Source organism: Chloroflexota bacterium, assembly GCA_034717495.1.
Taxonomy (GTDB): Bacteria; Chloroflexota; Anaerolineae; order JAAEKA01; family JAAEKA01; genus JAYELL01.
Map to the genome: position 1 here is coordinate 1 of JAYELL010000024.1, position 17604 is coordinate 17604.

The window sequence follows — 17604 nt, forward strand, 5'->3', positions numbered from 1 at the left end:
TAGCTCACGCACCGCCTGCTGGCGTAGCTCACGCACCGCCTGCTGGCGTAGCTCACGCACCGCCTGCTGGCGTAGCTCACGCACCGCCTGCTGGCGTGCTGGCGAGGCTCAGGATGTCATTTGACCCGGATTTTGCCAAGTGCGTAACTCCAGCCAGTAGCTTTTCAGTGACTGGCCACTGATCACCAGCAACTAACCACATAGAGAGGCCTGCAATGCAACGATATGGACAGCTAATCGGAGTGAAGCCGGAGCGGCTGGAGGAATACAAGGCATACCATGCCAACGTTTGGCCTGAAATCCTCGACAAAATCCGGGACTGCAATATCCAGAACTACTCGATCTACTACAAGGATGGCATGCTCTTTGCCTATTTCGAGTACGTGGGCGAGGATTTTGACGGCGACATGGCCAAAATGGCGGCCGATCCCAGGACCCAGGAGTGGTGGGATATCATGATGCCCATGCAGGAGCCGGTCAAGACCCGGGCCGAAGGTGAATGGTGGGCCGAATTGGAAGAAGTCTTCCACATGGATTAGAAGGACGGCACATTCAATTATGGAACGAACAGAAAACGCCTTAGCCAAGGTCCGCCGCATGAACCAATCCATGCGACATGAAGAAGGGGACCGCGTACCCCTCAGTGATTTTTTTTGGGGCAGCTTCCTTGAACGCTGGCGCGAGGAGCTGGGCCTGGCGCCCGATACCGATCCCTACGTCTACTATGACCTGGATTGGATCGTCACGATTCCAAATATGGATCCCCACATCAAACCCTTTGAGACGCTCAAAGAAACCGATGAGGAAGTAGTGGTTCGAACCGGGTTCGAAGCCATTCTGCGCAAACAGTTCAAGGATCCCATGCCGGAGTTCATCGGCTTCGATACGGACACCATCGAAAAAGAAGAGGCTTTCGAATTCGATGATCCCTGGGACGAGCGTCGATTCTTCAACGGTGGCGACAACCAGATTGCCGGCGTAGGCGACGGTTTCCAGCGCGATTCCCCGCCCTGGATCGAAACAGTAAAGTCCCTGCGGCCCGATTTTGCCGTCTATGGCAGTATCTGCGAAGCCAACGAGTATCTGACCCGCATCATCGGCCCGGAGAACAACATGCTCTGGGCAGGGCTCTACCCGGAGCGTCACGGCAAGTTCATCGACCGCACCAATGAATTCGCCATCGAACTGCTCAAGGCCCAGATCGAGGCGGCTGATGGTCTGCTGGACGGCATGGTGATCTGGGGTGATGTGGCCTACAAAAAGGATCTATTCTTTTCGCCAGATTGGTGGCGGGTTCACTACAAGCCCTACGTCGCGGAGATGGTCAGAATCTGCCACGACGCCGGGCTGCCCGTCATTTACCACGGTTGCGGCAACGTCAAGCGCATCCTGGAGGACTTCATCGAGACGGGAATCGACGCCTACAATCCACTGGAGGCCAAGGCCGGGCTGGACGTGGTGGATCTGCGACGCCAGTACGGTCACCGGCTGGGTTTCTGCGGCAACATGGATGTGATCGAGTGGGCCGAAAGCGATGAGCAGCAGCTCAAAGCGATCGTGCTTCGCAAGCTTAACGCGGCCAAGGGCGGCGGCCTGATCTTTCAATCTGACCACTCTGTGGCAAGCAACATCTCCGGCCAAAACTACGACTACGTCGTCAAGCTGGTCAGAGAGTATGGCGATTATCCATTGCAGCTCGGTGAGTATGATATTCCAGACCTGAGCTAAAGGTGCAGAAAAGGAAGTTTCTCGCCCTCTCAGTCATCCATGTCAACATGAACAAATCTGACCGATTCCAGGATTCACACATGCGGTTTAAGGAGGTGACAACGATCTCTAACAGTTCAGCGTATCATTTACCCGGCCACCAACCACCTATACTCAACAAGGAGAAGTCCAGAAAATGAAGCAACGTAGTAAACTGTTCATGGTGCTGGCAGCTATTATGATGCTGGCAATGGTATTCGCCGCATGTGGCGGCACTGTAGAAAAACCCGCGCCCGCAGAAGAAGCGGCTCCGGCCGAAGAACCCGCGCCCGCAGAAGAGACTGCGGCAACCGAAGAAATGCTCGGCCCCGATGGCGTTCCCTACGCCGGCCTCGATAAAGACCTGTCCGGCATCACCATCCGCATGGCCAACATCGGTGGACAGCCATATGAAGCCATGTATGACAGCATCAAGACCTTCGAAGAGGTGACCGGCGCCAATGTCGAGATCGTCTTCCTGGGCGATGGCTTCGAGATCGACCGCTATCTCAAGACCAACTATGCCGCCAACACGGTTGACTTCGACGTGGCCTGGAACCACACCAGCTTCATGAGCCAGTTCACCAACTTCGTCGAAGACCTGAACCAGTACTTCACACCCGAAGAGCTGGCAGCCTTCAGCCCGGCCATCATGGAATCGGCCAATATCGACGGCGCCTTGCAGCTCATTCCCCGCCACGCCGACATCAGCGGTATGCACTACCGCACCGACCTATTCAGCGATCCCGACCTGCAGGCCAAGTTCGAAGCCGATTACGGCTACCCCCTGGCGCCACCCACCACCCTTGACGAGATGTACGACATGGCCGAGTTCTTCGTGGGCGAAGGGGTCATCCAGTACGGCACCGAGTTCGCCGGCAAGGAAGAGGCTCTGGCCGGCCGCTACTACGAAGTGTTGGTCGCCAATGGCGGCAACTACTTCGATGAGAACCTCCAGCCCGTTTTCGACAGCGAAGCCGGCAAGATGTCGGCGCAATGGATGAAGGATCTGTACGATAACGGCCTCATCCCTGCTGATACCACAAATCTGCTCTGGCCCGAAGTGGCGCAGAACTTCTGCGACAGCAACGTCGCCTTCTATCTGGAATGGTATGGCTGGTACAGCTACTTCCAGGACCCCGATAGCTGCTCCGTGGCTGGCAAATTCGATATCGCCCGTGGCCCTGTGGGCGCTGGCGACATTCATACAGGCTGGGCCGGCGCCCACGCCTTCTCCATTCCCAAGGCTGCTGAAAACAAGGAAGCAGCCGCCCAATTGGTGAAATTCCTCAGTTCGCAGCAGGTGGCCTACGATGAAGGAAAACTTGGTTTGCTGCCGGTACGCGATGATGTGTGGGAAATGATCATCGCCGATGCTGCGCAATCCGATGTGCCTCTGGACAAGACCCGTCTCGAAGTGGCCCAGACTCAGATCGCCGAAGACTTCTTCACGCCGCCTCTATTCGCCGACTGGATATCCTTCACCAATCTCTGGTATCCGCAACTGCAGAGCATCATCCTCGGCGATGTCTCAGTTGACAAGGGTCTGGCCCAGGCTGTGGAAGAAACTCGCTCGATGATGGAGGACTTCGGCTACTACGAAGCGGGCGCGCAGCAAGAAACGCTGGAAAGCCCGGATATCGGTGCTGGAGCAGATGATCTGGGAGAACTTGCCTACGCGGGTCTGAACATAGACTTGTCCGGCCAGACTATCCGCATGGCCAACATCGGCGGCCAACCCTATGAAGCCTTGTACGATTCCATCAAGAAGTTCGAGAAAGAGACCGGCGCCAACGTCGAGATCGTCTTCCTGGGCGATGGCTTCGAGATCGACCGCTATCTCAAGACCAACTATGCCGCCAACACGGTTGACTTCGACGTGGCCTGGAACCACACCAGCTTCATGAGCCAGTTCACCAACTTCGTCGAAGACCTGAACCAGTACTTCACACCCGAAGAGCTGGCAGCCTTCAGCCCGGCCATCATGGAATCGGCCAATATCGACGGCGCCTTGCAGCTCATTCCCCGCCACGCCGACATCAGCGGTATGCACTACCGCACCGACCTATTCAGCGATCCCGACCTGCAGGCCAAGTTCGAAGCCGATTACGGCTACCCCCTGGCGCCACCCACCACCCTTGACGAGATGTACGACATGGCCGAGTTCTTCGTGGGCGAAGGGGTCATCCAGTACGGCACCGAGTTCGCCGGCAAGGAAGAGGCTCTGGCCGGCCGCTACTACGAAGTGTTGGTCGCCAATGGCGGCAACTACTTCGATGAGAACCTCCAGCCCATTTTCGACAGCGAAGCCGGCAAGATGTCGGCGCAATGGATGAAGGATCTGTACGATAACGGCCTCATCCCTGCTGATACCACAAATCTACTCTGGCCCGAAGTGGCGCAGAACTTCTGCGACAGCAACGTCGCCTTCTATCTGGAATGGTACGGCTGGTACAGCTACTTCCAGGATCCCGATAGCTGCTCCGTGGCTGGCAAATTCGACATCGCTCGAGGCCCGGTAGGCGCTGGCGATATCCATACAGGCTGGGCCGGCGCCCATGCCTTCTCCATCCCCAAGTCTGCTGAAAACAAGGAAGGGGCCGTTCAGCTGGTGAAATTCCTCTCCTCTGAAGCAGTCGCTTACGATGAGGCAAAACTCGGCTTGTTGCCCGTGCGCGACGACGTCTGGGTTCGGATCATCACCGATGCTGAAGTTTCTGACGTGCCCCTGGACAAGACCCGTCTCGAGGTTGCTCAGACTCAGATCGCCGAAGACTTTTTCACGCCGCCGCTCTTCGCCGACTGGATCTCCTTCACCAATCTCTGGTATCCGCAACTGCAAAGCATCATCCTCGGTGATGTTTCGGTTGAGGATGGTTTGAACCAGGCTATCGAAGATACCCGCGAAATGCTGACGGACTTCGGCTACTACTAGATTCAGCGTAATTCGCTGGGAGCGCCCGCTTCGAAACGGGCGCTCCCTCTCCTGGAGTTTGTACATGGCTTCGACCCAGCCTGCTGAGAATTCTCAATCCACAGGCGCAGCCTCGAGCACGGCCACAACTGAATCGAGCAGCTTCAATCGCTTGCAAAACTGGTTTCCGATTCTGCTGATCGCACCCAGCCTGGTCATCATCGGCATGGTGATCCTCTATCCCATGGTTTATTCGCTGTACGTCAGTTTCACCCCCTTCCACCTGCTGCGCCCGGAACAGACCTTCGTCTTCAAAACCGAAACCATGTTTCGAAACTATGTGAAGCTGGCCGGGGATAGGGTTTTCTGGAAGTCGATGCTCAACACTATCATCTTCCTGACCGTGACCGTCAATTTGAGTTTCTTGATTTCGCTGGCCCTATCGCAACTTATGGCCCGAGTTACCCGTGGTCAGAGTATCATGCGCACACTCCTGATGATCCCGATGATGTTTGCGCCCGTATTGGTCGGCTTCCAGTTCGCCTGGTTCTTCAATGCCACGGTTGGCCTGGTGAACAACGCCTTGATGTCACTCGGCTTGATATCCACGCCCAAAGCATGGCTCGTCGATCGGCCCACCGGCATGATGGCAATTATGGTCGCTACCATCTGGATGAATGTTCCCATGATGACCATCATTCTGCTGGCAGGAACCCTTTCGTTGCCACGCGATGTGTATGAGGCTGCGCAAGTGGATGGCGCGTCTGCCTGGCAGAAGTTCCAGCATATCACTTTCCCCCTGCTCAGGCCTTTCACCCTCATTGCCCTGACCGTGCTCTCGCTGGATGTAGCCCGCGCTTATGATGTCGTTCGCATCATGACAGGCGGTGGCCCCGCACATCGCACTGAGATGATCTGGACAAATGCGGGGCGTCTGGCGATCCGTAATTCGCAGTTCGGCCTTGCCAGCGCCATGTCGATGGTCGGCGTCGTGCTGGGCGTGTTTTTTACCCTCTATCTATTTAAACAGCTTATCAAATCTCGGGTGGTGTACTAATGGCAGCGATCAGATTCAACCGGCGGAAGTGGACATCCAGATTTTTTAACATCTTTGCCATTGTCGTGCTAATGATGTTCGCTCTGCCGGCAATATGGATTGTATTTACAGCATTCAGACCTGGCAACGAAGTCAACGTTACGCCGCCCATCTGGATTCCCAAGCGACTGACTCTGGACGCTTTCGCTTCGCTTTTCGGATTCAACCCCGATATTGCTGCCGGCGTCCCGGTTTTTTCCTACATGCGTAATTCCATCATTGTTGCCGTAATTGCGACGGTGGTTTCCGTTTCATTGGGCACCATGGCAGGCTACGCGTTTTCACGATTCAGGTTCAAGGGGCACACCCTTGTCTTCCTGTTGATCATGCTGTCCCGCGCCGTGCCTGGCGTGGCTTTGGGCCTGCCTCTGTTTCTGCTCATGCGCAATTACGGCCTGATCGACACCGTGCATGGCTTGGCGCTGGTCTATGTCGCCATCAACATCCCCTTCACCGCCTGGTTGATGGACGGCTTTTTCAGACAGATACCGAAGGAGCTCGATGAAGCCGCCTATATCGACGGCTGCAATCATTGGTCGGCGTTCTGGCGTATCGATTTACCATTGGCGCTGCCTGGCATGGCTGCCGCTGCCATCTTCGCCTTCCTGGCCGCCTGGAACGAGTATCAAATCGCCAGCCTGGTCACCAAGACCCCGGCCTCCAAAACTTTCCCCGTCGGCCTGTTCGATTTCACCAGCCAGTTCACGGTGGACTGGCGCGGTATGACGGCCATGTCCGTGCTTATGATTATTCCCGCTATTGTCTTCGTCATCCTCACCCAGCGCCACCTTACCGAGGGCCTTACCTTCGGGGCGCTGAAGGGATAAAGCTCGAATAAACAAACTCACCTGTAAATTAACCCAATCCATAAGGAGCAACTCATAAGTGACATTCAGACCATCTACACCGCCGTTCTCAACGGCGACGTCCGCACCACAGCCACCGCCGCTGCAGGGCAAGTTGACCCGCGCAGCAGCGGAAACGATTTTCGAACAGCGATAACATTCGCAAAGGAGAAATGATCAATGAGTCTCGACACAATCTATGATGCTGTACTTGACGGAGATGCCAACGCCACGGCTGTGGAGGTCCAGGCTGGCCTGGACGCAGGTTTAAGTGCTGAGGATATCCTCAACGAGGCTTGCATACCAGCCATGACCGAGGTGGGCCGGCTTTTCGAAATCGGTGAAAAGTTCGTGCCTGAGATGCTGATCTCGGCCCGAGCCATGACCGCAGCCACCACTATCCTCAAACCTCTTCTGGCCGAAGAGGGCGTGGAGACGATCGGCACCGTCATCATCGGCACCGTTCTGGGCGACCTGCACGACATCGGCAAGAACCTGGTCAGCATGATGCTGGAAGGCGCCGGATTCGAGGTTATCGACCTGGGTACGGACGTTTCGCCTGCCAAGTTCGTGGCCGCTGTCCAGGAGTATAATCCTGATATTATGGGAATGTCGGCCTTACTCACCACCACGACCAAGTCTATTCCAGCCACGATCGCTGCTCTGGAAGAAGCTGGCATACGCGGCGACGTCAAGGTAATGGTCGGCGGCGCACCGGTGACTCAGGATTTCGCAGACAGAGTGGGCGCCGACGGCTTCGCCCCGGATGCCGGCAGCGCAGCCCGGGCAGCCGCGGCTTTGCTCTGAACAGCCGGCACCCGTTTGCCGAAGATATCAACAGAGTCGCTTTGCGCGACCCTGACAATGCTGTGTAAATGGGCATGGTGCCCCGGACTCTTTCCCCGGCATCATGCCCGCTTGTACGATTCAGGAAAGTCCTCTTATGAACAATTCCAACATTCACAAATCCGACGTCAATCGCCTTCTCAAAGCCTTTCGCCATCAGGAAGCCGACCGCATTCCTCACCTTGAATTTTGGGTGACCAGCAAAACGGTCTACGAGTATGTGCTCGATCGACCGCTGGACTACGAGATCGTCGATGCGGCCCTGGGTGGCCAATCGATCACGCCAGAGGACCACGTTGAATTCGCCCAAAGGTTGGGCATGGACGCGGTGGTATGCAATTTCAACTGGCGGCCCAACAACATCTTCGAGTTGGCCTCCGACGGCACCGAACACTACGTCGATGGGTCCATCAAGACGGAGGCTGACCTGGCCAACCTGGAACCACCCGCCTCTATAGACATCCAGCTTGCCTATCTCGAGCGTTATCTGAAGGCGGCCCAGGGCAGTGGCGTGGGTGTTTTCCCCAATTTCACCTCCTTTTTCGACAGCACTATGCTGGCTGTCGGTGTGGGCGATTCGTTCCTCTTGTTCTACGACAACAGACCCTTTCTGGAACACTTAATGGACATCCTGCTCGACCACCAGGAAAAAGTCGTGCGGACGGTCTGTGACGAATTCAGTGACGAGCTGGCCTTCGTGCTCGTTAACGACGATATTGGACACAACCAGGGGTTGATGATCAATCCGACCATGTTCCAGGAGATATTTCCCCAGCGCATGAAGCGTTTGATCGCACCGGCCAAGGATGCCGGCAATTTGGTAGCCTTCCACACCGACGGCAAGATGGACCTGATCTTCCCCATCCTGGACGACGTCGGCTTTGATATCTGCCACCCCATCGAGCCAGAGTCCAATGATCTCTTTGAAGTCAAGAAAAAGTGGGGCCATCGTTTTGCTTTTGTGGGCAACATCCCCACCGTTCACCTGGCCTATGATTCCAAGGCAGAGATCGAGGCGACGGTGCGGGAATACTGTGAAAAACTGGGGCCAGGTGGCGGTTATGTCCTTGGTTCCTCCACGAGCATCATGGAGGGCCTGCCGCCGGAGAACTTTGTGGCCATGACCCAGGCCGTACACAAGTACGGGAACTACGGGTCATTAGGACGAGCAGAATAGGTTAACGGAAGGGAAAACGAAATGACCGAACTACAACTGATTCCCCCCCGAAACAGGCTGGTAGGCAACATGCCAAAGATCGGCATCAGGCCAACCGTCGACGGCCGGCTTGGGGGTGTACGGGAGTCGCTGGAAGAGCAGACTATGAACATGGCCCGTTCGGTTGCCGCCCTGCTGGAGGAAAACCTGCGCCACGCCAGTGGAATGCCAGTCGAGTGTGTGCTCGCCGACGGCACCATTGGTCGGGTGGCGGAGTCGGCAGCCTGCGCAGAAAAATTCCGCGAGCAAGGAGTGGGCCTGACAATAACGGTCACTCCCGGCTGGTGCTACGGCGCCGAGACCATGGATATGGATCCCACCATGCCCAAGGCGGTCTGGGGCTTCAACGGCACCGAACGACCCGGCGCAGTCTATCTGGCTGCCGTGTTAGCCGGACATAGCCAGAAGGGCCTGCCTGCCTTCAGTATCTATGGCCGGGATGTGCAGGACTCAGACGACGCTTCGATCCCTGACGACGTGGCCGGGAAGCTTTTGCAGTTCGCCCGCGCTGGCCTGGCTGTGGCTCGCATGAGGGGCAAGTCCTACCTGTCCATCGGCGGCACCTCCATGGGCATCGCCGGTTCCATCGTCGATCAGCCCCTTTTTGAGAACTACCTGGGAATGCGGGTGGAAGCCATCGACATGACAGAGGTCGCCCGCCGCGTCGATCGTTCCATCTATGACCCGGAGGAGTTCCAGACCGCCCTGGCCTGGTCAAATGCCAATCTGACCAGGGGAGAGGACTACAACCCGAGCAAAGACCAGCACAGCCAGGAAGAGAAAGAGGCCGCCTGGCAGTACTCGATCAAGATGGCTATGATCGTGCGCGACCTGATGGTGGGCAATCCCCGGCTGGCCGAACTGGGATTCGGGGAAGAGGCCCTGGGCCACAATGCAAGCGCTGCAGGCTTCCAGGGCCAGCGCCAGTGGACCGACCACCTGCCCAACGGCGACTTTATGGAAGCTATTCTCAACTCATCCTGGGATTGGAATGGTATTCGCCAGCCCTACATGGTGGCCACCGAAAACGACGCCCTCAACGGCATCTGCATGCTCTTTGGCCACCTGTTGACCGGCACCGCACAGGTATTCGCCGATGTGCGCACCTTCTGGAGCCCCTCAGCTGTGAAGCGGGTAACCGGCTATGACCTGGAAGGCGCGGCTGCCGGCGGCATCCTGCACCTGATCAATTCTGGCCCCGCTGCCCTGGATGGCACTGGCCGGCAAGAAATCAATGGTCAGCCAGCCATGAAACCGTTTTGGGAGATCACTGCCGGGGAAGCCCAGGGCTGTATGGATGCCACCACCTGGCACACGTCGATGATCGAGTACTTCCGGGGGGGCGGCTGGTCGACTCGCTTCCGCACCCGCGGCGGCATGCCGGTCACCATGTGCAGGCTGAACCTGATCAAAGGACTTGGGCCCGCCCTACAGATCGCGGAGGGCTCGACGGTGGATCTTCCCGACGATGTCCATGATGTGCTGGACCGGCGCACCAATCCCACCTGGCCGACCACCTGGTTTGTGCCGAACCTGACGGGCGAAGGCGCTTTCAGCGACGTTTACAACGTTATGCACAACTGGGGCGCCAACCATGGCGCGTTCGGCTACGGCCACTACGGCGCCGACCTGATCACACTGGCATCGATGCTGCGCATCCCGGTGTATATGCACAACATTTCGGAAGAAAACCTTTTCCGGCCCAGTGCCTGGAACGCCTTCGGCACGGCAGATCGGGAAAGCGCCGACTTCCGGGCCTGCATCAACTTCGGACCGCTGTACGGATAAGTAATAGGCTGGGAGAATGGGGGGAGACACGGGGACGCCGCCAGCAGGCGTACCGTGAGGTAGGGACATGGGGACGCGGGGACGCGGGGCGAAACCGATGACCTGTCACATGACCAATGGCACTTATCGATATGACTATGGCTGTCGTATGATGACGTTGTAATCGAAACCAGCACAGGCCTCCGTACCCGAGGCAAAGGAGACAGCCATGACCCATCAAATCGAAGAACCCAACGCTTCCATGGAGAGTAAGGACGACAATCGCAACCGGTTTGCTGCCGGGGTGGCCCTGATTCTGATCGGGCTGCTGATCTTCCTGGCGCAGCTGCTTCAGCTGGACAACCTGCAGTGGCTGATATTGCCGGGACTTGCCGTGATCTTCCTGGTTTGGGGTTTGGCCACCCGGACATTTGGTCTGATCATCCCCGGAGGTATCCTGGCAGGCATCGGCCTGGGGGTCTACCTGATGAGCCAACCCAGCCTTGAATTGGCTGGCGAGGGTACAGCTGGCATCTTTATGGTCGCCTTCTCCGCCGGTTGGGCCCTGATCACACTGCTCTCCCCGTTGACCGACGAAGGCTTTCAGTGGTGGCCTCTTATCCCCGGCGGCATCATCGGCCTTGTCGGACTCGCGCTGATCTCCGGCGAAACAGGCCTACAGTTCCTCAAGCTAATCGGTTACGCCTGGCCCCTGGCCCTGGTCGCCGTCGGCGCCTACCTGCTGCTCAGGCGACGGTAGTGCGATCGAAAGTAACGAAGTCGGAGTAGGTTTTCGTTAATGAGTAGGGTATCCCGGAAATCCTCCTTGCTCACCCATGACTGTTGGAGTATCATGTGACGATGCTGAAGACGCTTCGTAACAGCTTGCCAACCAGTGCTGCCAGCCTGGCCGGAATGATCACCGTTCTGGCTGTTAGCATGCCCCTGCTGTGGTACTATTTCTCAGAGGGCCACCCAGATCGCTGGTATGTGGCGGGATTACTGTTGACATTCATCGTGCTTTCACAGGTGGTTGAACACGGTTATCTTCCCCAAACCCGTTGGGCAGCTTATCTCTACCTGGCAGTGCAGACAGTTATCGTCACTGCCCTCGTCTTGATCGAACCCTACCAATTTCTTTCAGTCATTCTATTCTTTGTTTTGAGCGCCGAGGCACCCACATTGCTGCCCGGCAGGCAGTGGTGGGTATGGATCGCCATTTTTGGCCTCGCGACGACCTGGACCCTGTTTGGCCGTGGCGACACCTCCAACCTGATCGTCCTCCCGGTTTACTTCGCTGCTTTTATCTTTTTTGCGGCCTTCTCCCAGCAGACCATGGAGGCCCAGGAGGCCCGCGAGGAGAGCCAACGTCTGCTGGACGAACTCCAGGTGGCTCACCGGCAATTGCAGTCCTTGGCCGCTCAAGCCGAGGAGCTTGCGGTATCAGAAGAACGAAACCGCCTGGCCAGGGAGATGCATGATACCCTGGGCCACCGGCTGACGGTGGCAGCCGTCCAGTTGCAGGCTGTTGAACGTCTTATTCCGACCGACGCTGATCGATCGGTGAAGATGACAGGAACGGTGAGGGAACAGATCCGCCAGGCATTGACCGAACTTCGCCGCACCGTCGCCACCCTGCGGGCGCCCCTGGAAACGGACCTGGCGCTGCTGCCGGCATTGCGCAGATTGGCTGAGGAGTTCGACAACGCTTCCAATACCACCGTCCACCTGATGCTTCCGAACGAGTTGCCCGACCTGCCTCCGGCTCACCGCCTGGCGCTCTATCGCGCCGCCCAGGAAGGGCTGACCAATGTGCAAAAACACGCGGATGCCAGGGATGTCTGGCTGCAGTTGGACCAGCGCGATAGCACGCTCACACTGACCGTTCGCGACAACGGGGTGGGGCTCATGGCCAACAATGAAAAATACCCGGCATTTGGCCTGCGAGGCTTGCAGGAGAGGGCAGCCCTTGTCGGCGGAGACCTTGACATTGAGGCACAAGCAAGTGGCGGCACACTGCTTCAGCTCTCCGTGCTGGTCCAGGAGAACCCAAATGACTGAGACAGTCCGCATACTGCTGGTTGATGACCAGCGACTCATGCGAGACGGGCTTCGCACCCTTTTCGAATTGGAAGCGCGTATGGATGTGGTCGGCGAGGCCCAAAACGGTCAGCAGGCACTCGATATCTACAATGAACTCCAGCCAGACCTGGTCCTCATGGATGTACGCATGCCGGTCATGGACGGCGTAGAAGCAACCCGGACACTCTTGAAAATCGATCCCCAGGCACGGGTGATCATCCTGACCACCTTTGATGACGACGAATACGTTTTGGAAGGGCTGCGGGCCGGTGCTTTGGGTTACCTGCTCAAAGACGTATCCATCCAGGAATTGACCGATGCTATCCATACCGTGATGTCTGGAGGCATCTTGATCGAACCGTCGGTCGCCCGCAAGGTGGTTGCAGAGCTTTCCCGACTCGGTACAACCTCCCCCCGCTCCTCCTCACCCATGGTGGAGCCCCTGTCCGATCGCGAGCAGGAGATACTGGAGTTCCTTGCCCGGGGGTTCACCAATCGGGAGATCGCCCAAAAGGTTCACCTGGCCGAGGGCACGGTCAAAAACTACGTCACCAACATCCTGGGCAAAATCGGTGCCCGCGATCGCACCCATGCTGCCATTCGTGCCCGGGACCTGGGACTGTTGTGATGCTATTCGAAGCGTATTGCGCCCACGATAGTCGTCAAGCGTCAAATCATCGTAGTCGAGGGTATCGATCACACCTGTGAGAACACGCGACTCTATTATCGACCTAAATTCTGGTGTCCGCCCCCAATTGTAAGCTATCAGAGTCAACCGCTGTTGATCTTCAGGTTGCAGTGTCAGTGGGTGATACCGTATCCCCTGATGAGATCCGCCTAAATCAAAACCCACTCCGGGCGCCCAACCCAACGTCCGTCCATGAGGCCCGTTTGGTTCCTCACTGCTGAAAGATCCGGATGATACTCCCAGTAGTCCACCGCGAATACTGCCTTCATCAAGAAGCGAAATGCCCGCTGCATCAGCATTTCTTGGCATGTTGTGTATCTCTGAGAGATAGAATGTAGCACCCGCATCAGCGAACTCAAAATCCTTGAGATTGAATGGAAACTCTGGCTTGACAAATTTTGATAAATTCCGGTCAAACGTAGCTCCTGAGAAAAACTTCTTCAATCCATCCAGCGAAGCTGATGTGTTTCTAGTGGTAGTCAAAAACAGATCGACTTCACCAGATTCATGATTAAAAATTACTTCAACCCCCGCACCTACCGAGAATACCACGATATCCAGAGGTATAGATGCCCCAACTTTGCCAGACACCCCAAAGCCATGCGCACTGGGAGGAATGAGTTCCTCCGGGTGGTTCTTCACGTAGGTCAACAGATTGTATAGCTGGTCACTGTTGTAGTAAATCAACTCCTCATACGGAATCGGGACGTTTTCCTGCGAAGCAATATCTTGCGCGAGATACCAACAGCCGATGTCGTCATCATCTGGTGTTTCCGAACAATTTCCTGAGGGGTCACGAAATTTGACAGGATTGTTGAGCACATAGCTATACCGGTTAAGACTCTGTGGGTTGCTCGGATCCGGAACGATGCTATCGGGGCTGATGAAGCGGCCCAAAGCCGGACTATACCACCTCACCCCGAATTGATACAAGCCGATATCGTTGTTCAACCGCTCGCCCGTGAATAGTCGATCAGTGGTCGCAGTTGCAGGATCCCCCACGGACTGCCCGCCGAAGGGCAGATAGCGCAGCTGCTCGCCCTGAATGCCTGTGTTCAATACCCGGCTAGTCGAGTTGAGATGATCGGTGCGAATGGTGAAACGTCCGTTGCGGTTCGGATCAGGATCGCCGGTGCGGTTCAGGGCCACCCGCTGGCCATCCACCAGGAAATAGCGGGTGATGATGCCCGCGCCAGGCTGCACCTCGTAGTAGTGACCCACATAGTAAGTCACTGTGCCATCGGCAACCGTTTCCTTGACCAGCGCGCCATCCGCATCGTAGCTGAAACTGGATGTTCCTTCGCTCGGCATGTAGACGCTGGCCAGCCTGTTGTCCGCCGTCCAGGTGTAGGTGGCGATCGTGCTGCCACCCCCGCTTGGCTGTTGCGTCACCATGTTGCCGTTCTGGTCATACTCATACACATGGGTGCCGTCCGACTGCACGGCATGGGGCTGTGCTGTCCCATGGGGGAAGTAGGCCAGCGTGGTGCCCGTCTTGTTTGTCATGTTGCCCGTGTCGTCGTAGCCGTAGACCATGTCATAGAATGCATCGCCACACAGCCCCGATCCGCCAGCGATGTCCTCATATCTGGCACCGCACACGCTACGCCAGCAGGCGTGCCGGGAGGCTGCAAGCGTACCGCGACGCTAGCAAGCGGTCCGTGAGGTAGGTACCGGCCAAGATCGTCGTAGGCGAAATGTCGATCAAGATAGGTAGCTCCATTGACCATCTCAATTACTCAGTCTGCTCACCGAACGCGCAGTCGAGAGCGTGCAGCGAAAGCAACACCAGATCGATGCGGTCCCCGCCGCACTGATCCAGCGAGTCTGCGATCAACGAAAGCAGTTCCCCTTGCGTCTCATCAACTTCACTCGCTGCGACGGTCCTCAACAATTCCTGCAGATCCTGCGTGCCTTGCTCACTTCGACCGGCAGCAAAATGGTCAGAACATCGTTCAATGATCGGCTCAACGGCAAAGAAGCCTGCCCTGCGTGCTGGCTTGCGAAGTGCCAGCAAGGCCTGAGCCGCAGCCGTGTCAAAGTTATCATACAGGGAACGCCAGTGTTGCAGGTAGTACTTCTCATCCCCCACCATGCGGGCAATCGCCAGTCCCAGTTCACCGCGCCCGGTTCTGGTCCTGGCCCCACATAACAGCTGGAAAATATCTGGGATTGCCTCTCTGGCCCGCAATTTTCCCAACGCCGACGCATAAGCCACCTGAAGCTCCGAACTGGATTGGGCGCGCAGTTTCTCGATCAGGTCCGGGATGCTGCCACTATCGCCGAGTTGGGCCAGGGCCCGGGCGCTCTCTGTAGCCACCAGATCATAGCGTGAATACAACGAACGGCGCAGCGCCGGAATGGCGTCCGGATCCCCGAGACGCCCCAGTGCCCGGGCGGTTGTCATGCCCAGTTCATCCTGAGGCCCTTCCAGGATCTCGACCAGCGCCTCTCGCAGTTCCGGAGTTCCTGGCATCCGCCCAATCGAATGTACCGCCTCGTAGCGCACGCTGTAGCTGGGATCGGTCAGTGCATCGATCAATTCGTCGCTGGTCAACAGGTTGCCGGTATCACCCATTCTCTCGGCAGTCAGAACCCGGGTCATTTCATCGCCCGACTGGTTGTATTGGATCAGCAACCGCATGGCCCGCACAGGATTGCCCCGCAGGAACATGCCAGCGAAACGCCGGAAAGAGAGATTACTCTCCGCCTTGAGCCTGGGAACGAAAATCAGCGCCAGAGCCAGCAACACGATGCTGATGAGAAAGAGGGGTGTGTAGGGATCAATATAGATCAGGCCAATCTGGCGCTGTGGAATCTGGGCAGAGAAACTGAGAAGCTGGCCCGCCAGAAGAGGGCCTGCACCCACTACCAGACTGAGCCAGGCGAAATAGACGGCCAGATAGGCGGAGCGGTTTTCGCTGGGTATGGCATTTACGAAGAGATAGCGGGTCCAGCTGATTTGCCAGGCCAGAGTTGCTATGCCTGCCAGAAAAGCGATAGCCATGGCGAGCGCCACACTGGCCGGATCGAATCGAGGCAGCATCAGCCAGAAAACTGGCAGCAGGATCAGCAGAATCAGACTCGCCTGCATCACCGGACGACTGCTATACCGGTCGGCAGCCCATCCCCAGAAATAGGAGGTCACCAGGGCACCCATGAAGGTACCGATGCTGAGCAAGACGACAATGCCCTGGGAAAGACCCACTTCATCCTTCATGAATAGGGGGATGAAGGATCTTACTGCCTGCCCACCAATTGTCGCCAGAGCAAGCACCAAGAGAAACATCAAGAATGCACGGTTTCTGATAGCATCTCGCACGCCCGCCAGGTGACTGGTGTCCTTTGCCTGGCTCCTGTCGTCGCCGGGTGACCGGGCGAAGAAAAAAACGGAGATCAGGCCAAGAACCAGCCCGATGGCGATTAACACCATGAAGCGCCCAAGACCAACGCTGGAATCTATGACATAGCCAGCCAACAGCACAATGATGATACTGGCGACGGTTGTCACCATGCTGGTGATAGCACTGAACTTACCCCGGATGGAGTCAGGCACGATCTCCTTGCGCCACGGGAAGCCACCTGTTTCGCCGATGGCCCGGAGAATAGCGAAGGCGAGGATGATTCCAGCCACCCAGCGAAAGGCCATCTCATCCCCATAATCCCGCAGGACGATGGGCGTGAAAAGCAGCAATGCTATCGGAAAGATGCGAAAAAAGCGCATCGAAAGGAAGATGCGTTTATAGCCAACCCTGGTGGTGATTGGAGCGACCAGCGGAGCAATGATGCCGCAGAAAGGCACCAGCGCCAGCAGGATGCCGATCTGGCTGCTATTCAATCCGAGCTCGTCGAGAAACAGAACAAAAACCGATCCGGAAAAGGTCAACAGCACAAACATGATGTTGAATGCATCGCCGCCAACCAGCCAGGGCAATCGTCTGATCTTTTCCGCTTCAGTTATCTGGGTACCCATGATATCCGGACCTCCTTCGACTTTCCCGCCCGCGTCGGCAGCAGCAGGCAGGCAGGAACAATATGCATGGTAAGCCAATGCGCCGCTGGTGTCAACTTCACAAAATTGGCTCCCAATGTGTCCCTTTGACGGCTGCGCAAATGCAATTCTCACACAAATGGTGTATAATTCTAAAGGTGATCGGGCGAGAGCTAATCTACCAGTTACGGATGACCTGAAGCGGTAATCGGTAATCGGTATTCGGTAATCCGATGGGATTCGACCCGGTTCTGGATCGGGTTACCGATTACCAGTTACGGGTTAGCAGGTTCGGTGGACGGTAAGCGGTAATCGGTATTCGGTATTCGGTAATCGGATGGGATTCGACACGGTTCTGGATCGGGTTACCGATTACCGGTTACGGGTTACCAGGTTCGGTGGACGGTAAGCGG

The 17604-nt window shown here is 56.8% G+C and carries 12 protein-coding genes and 1 pseudogene; 11 read left to right on the forward strand and 2 right to left on the reverse strand.

Features of this window, described 5'->3' with window-relative positions; genetic code table 11:
• Window positions 1-215 precede the first annotated feature (215 nt).
• From U9R25_04815 to U9R25_04865, 11 genes are all read left to right on the forward strand, one after another.
• A complete protein-coding gene (locus tag U9R25_04815) occupies window positions 216-539 on the forward strand; it encodes an L-rhamnose mutarotase (protein ID MEA3335209.1) in 324 nt (107 codons plus the stop codon).
• 19 nt (window positions 540-558) lie between these two features.
• The gene (locus tag U9R25_04820; GenBank protein ID MEA3335210.1) at window positions 559-1728 is read left to right on the forward strand and encodes a uroporphyrinogen decarboxylase family protein; all 1170 of its coding nucleotides are present in this window, start codon (window positions 559-561) and stop codon (window positions 1726-1728) included.
• A gap of 175 nt (window positions 1729-1903) precedes the next feature.
• On the forward strand, window positions 1904-4681 hold the full coding sequence (locus tag U9R25_04825) for an extracellular solute-binding protein (GenBank protein MEA3335211.1): 2778 nt from the start codon (window positions 1904-1906) through the stop codon (window positions 4679-4681).
• Between the two features lie 64 nt (window positions 4682-4745).
• Window positions 4746-5717, forward strand: coding sequence for a sugar ABC transporter permease (locus U9R25_04830; GenBank protein MEA3335212.1), 972 nt, complete (start codon window positions 4746-4748; stop codon window positions 5715-5717).
• Entirely contained in the window at window positions 5717-6583 is an 867-nt protein-coding gene (locus U9R25_04835; GenBank protein MEA3335213.1) for a carbohydrate ABC transporter permease, read from the forward strand. Before U9R25_04830 ends, U9R25_04835 begins: the two co-directional genes overlap by 1 nt.
• Before the next feature lie 198 nt (window positions 6584-6781).
• Window positions 6782-7408: a corrinoid protein gene (locus U9R25_04840; protein MEA3335214.1), complete on the forward strand. Its 627-nt coding sequence runs from the start codon at window positions 6782-6784 to the stop codon at window positions 7406-7408.
• A 136-nt stretch (window positions 7409-7544) separates the two neighbouring features.
• Window positions 7545-8624 (forward strand): uroporphyrinogen decarboxylase family protein, encoded by a 1080-nt coding sequence (locus U9R25_04845; protein ID MEA3335215.1) that lies wholly within the window; start codon window positions 7545-7547, stop codon window positions 8622-8624.
• A gap of 21 nt (window positions 8625-8645) precedes the next feature.
• A complete protein-coding gene (locus tag U9R25_04850; GenBank protein MEA3335216.1) occupies window positions 8646-10451 on the forward strand; it encodes an L-fucose isomerase in 1806 nt (601 codons plus the stop codon).
• A 208-nt stretch (window positions 10452-10659) separates the two neighbouring features.
• Complete coding sequence (locus U9R25_04855; protein MEA3335217.1) at window positions 10660-11190, forward strand: hypothetical protein; 531 nt, start codon at window positions 10660-10662, stop codon at window positions 11188-11190.
• A 101-nt stretch (window positions 11191-11291) separates the two neighbouring features.
• Window positions 11292-12491: a sensor histidine kinase gene (locus U9R25_04860; protein ID MEA3335218.1), complete on the forward strand. Its 1200-nt coding sequence runs from the start codon at window positions 11292-11294 to the stop codon at window positions 12489-12491.
• A complete protein-coding gene (locus U9R25_04865) occupies window positions 12484-13140 on the forward strand; it encodes a response regulator transcription factor (GenBank protein ID MEA3335219.1) in 657 nt (218 codons plus the stop codon). The genes U9R25_04860 and U9R25_04865 overlap by 8 nt, the downstream gene beginning before the upstream one ends.
• An 855-nt stretch (window positions 13141-13995) precedes the next feature.
• Here the strand turns inward: U9R25_04865 and U9R25_04870 are convergent.
• Window positions 13996-14736, reverse strand: a pseudogene (locus U9R25_04870) (RHS repeat-associated core domain-containing protein).
• Between the two features lie 199 nt (window positions 14737-14935).
• The gene (locus U9R25_04875) at window positions 14936-17173 is read right to left on the reverse strand and encodes an MFS transporter (GenBank protein ID MEA3335220.1); all 2238 of its coding nucleotides are present in this window, start codon (window positions 17171-17173) and stop codon (window positions 14936-14938) included.
• Window positions 17174-17604 lie beyond the last annotated feature (431 nt).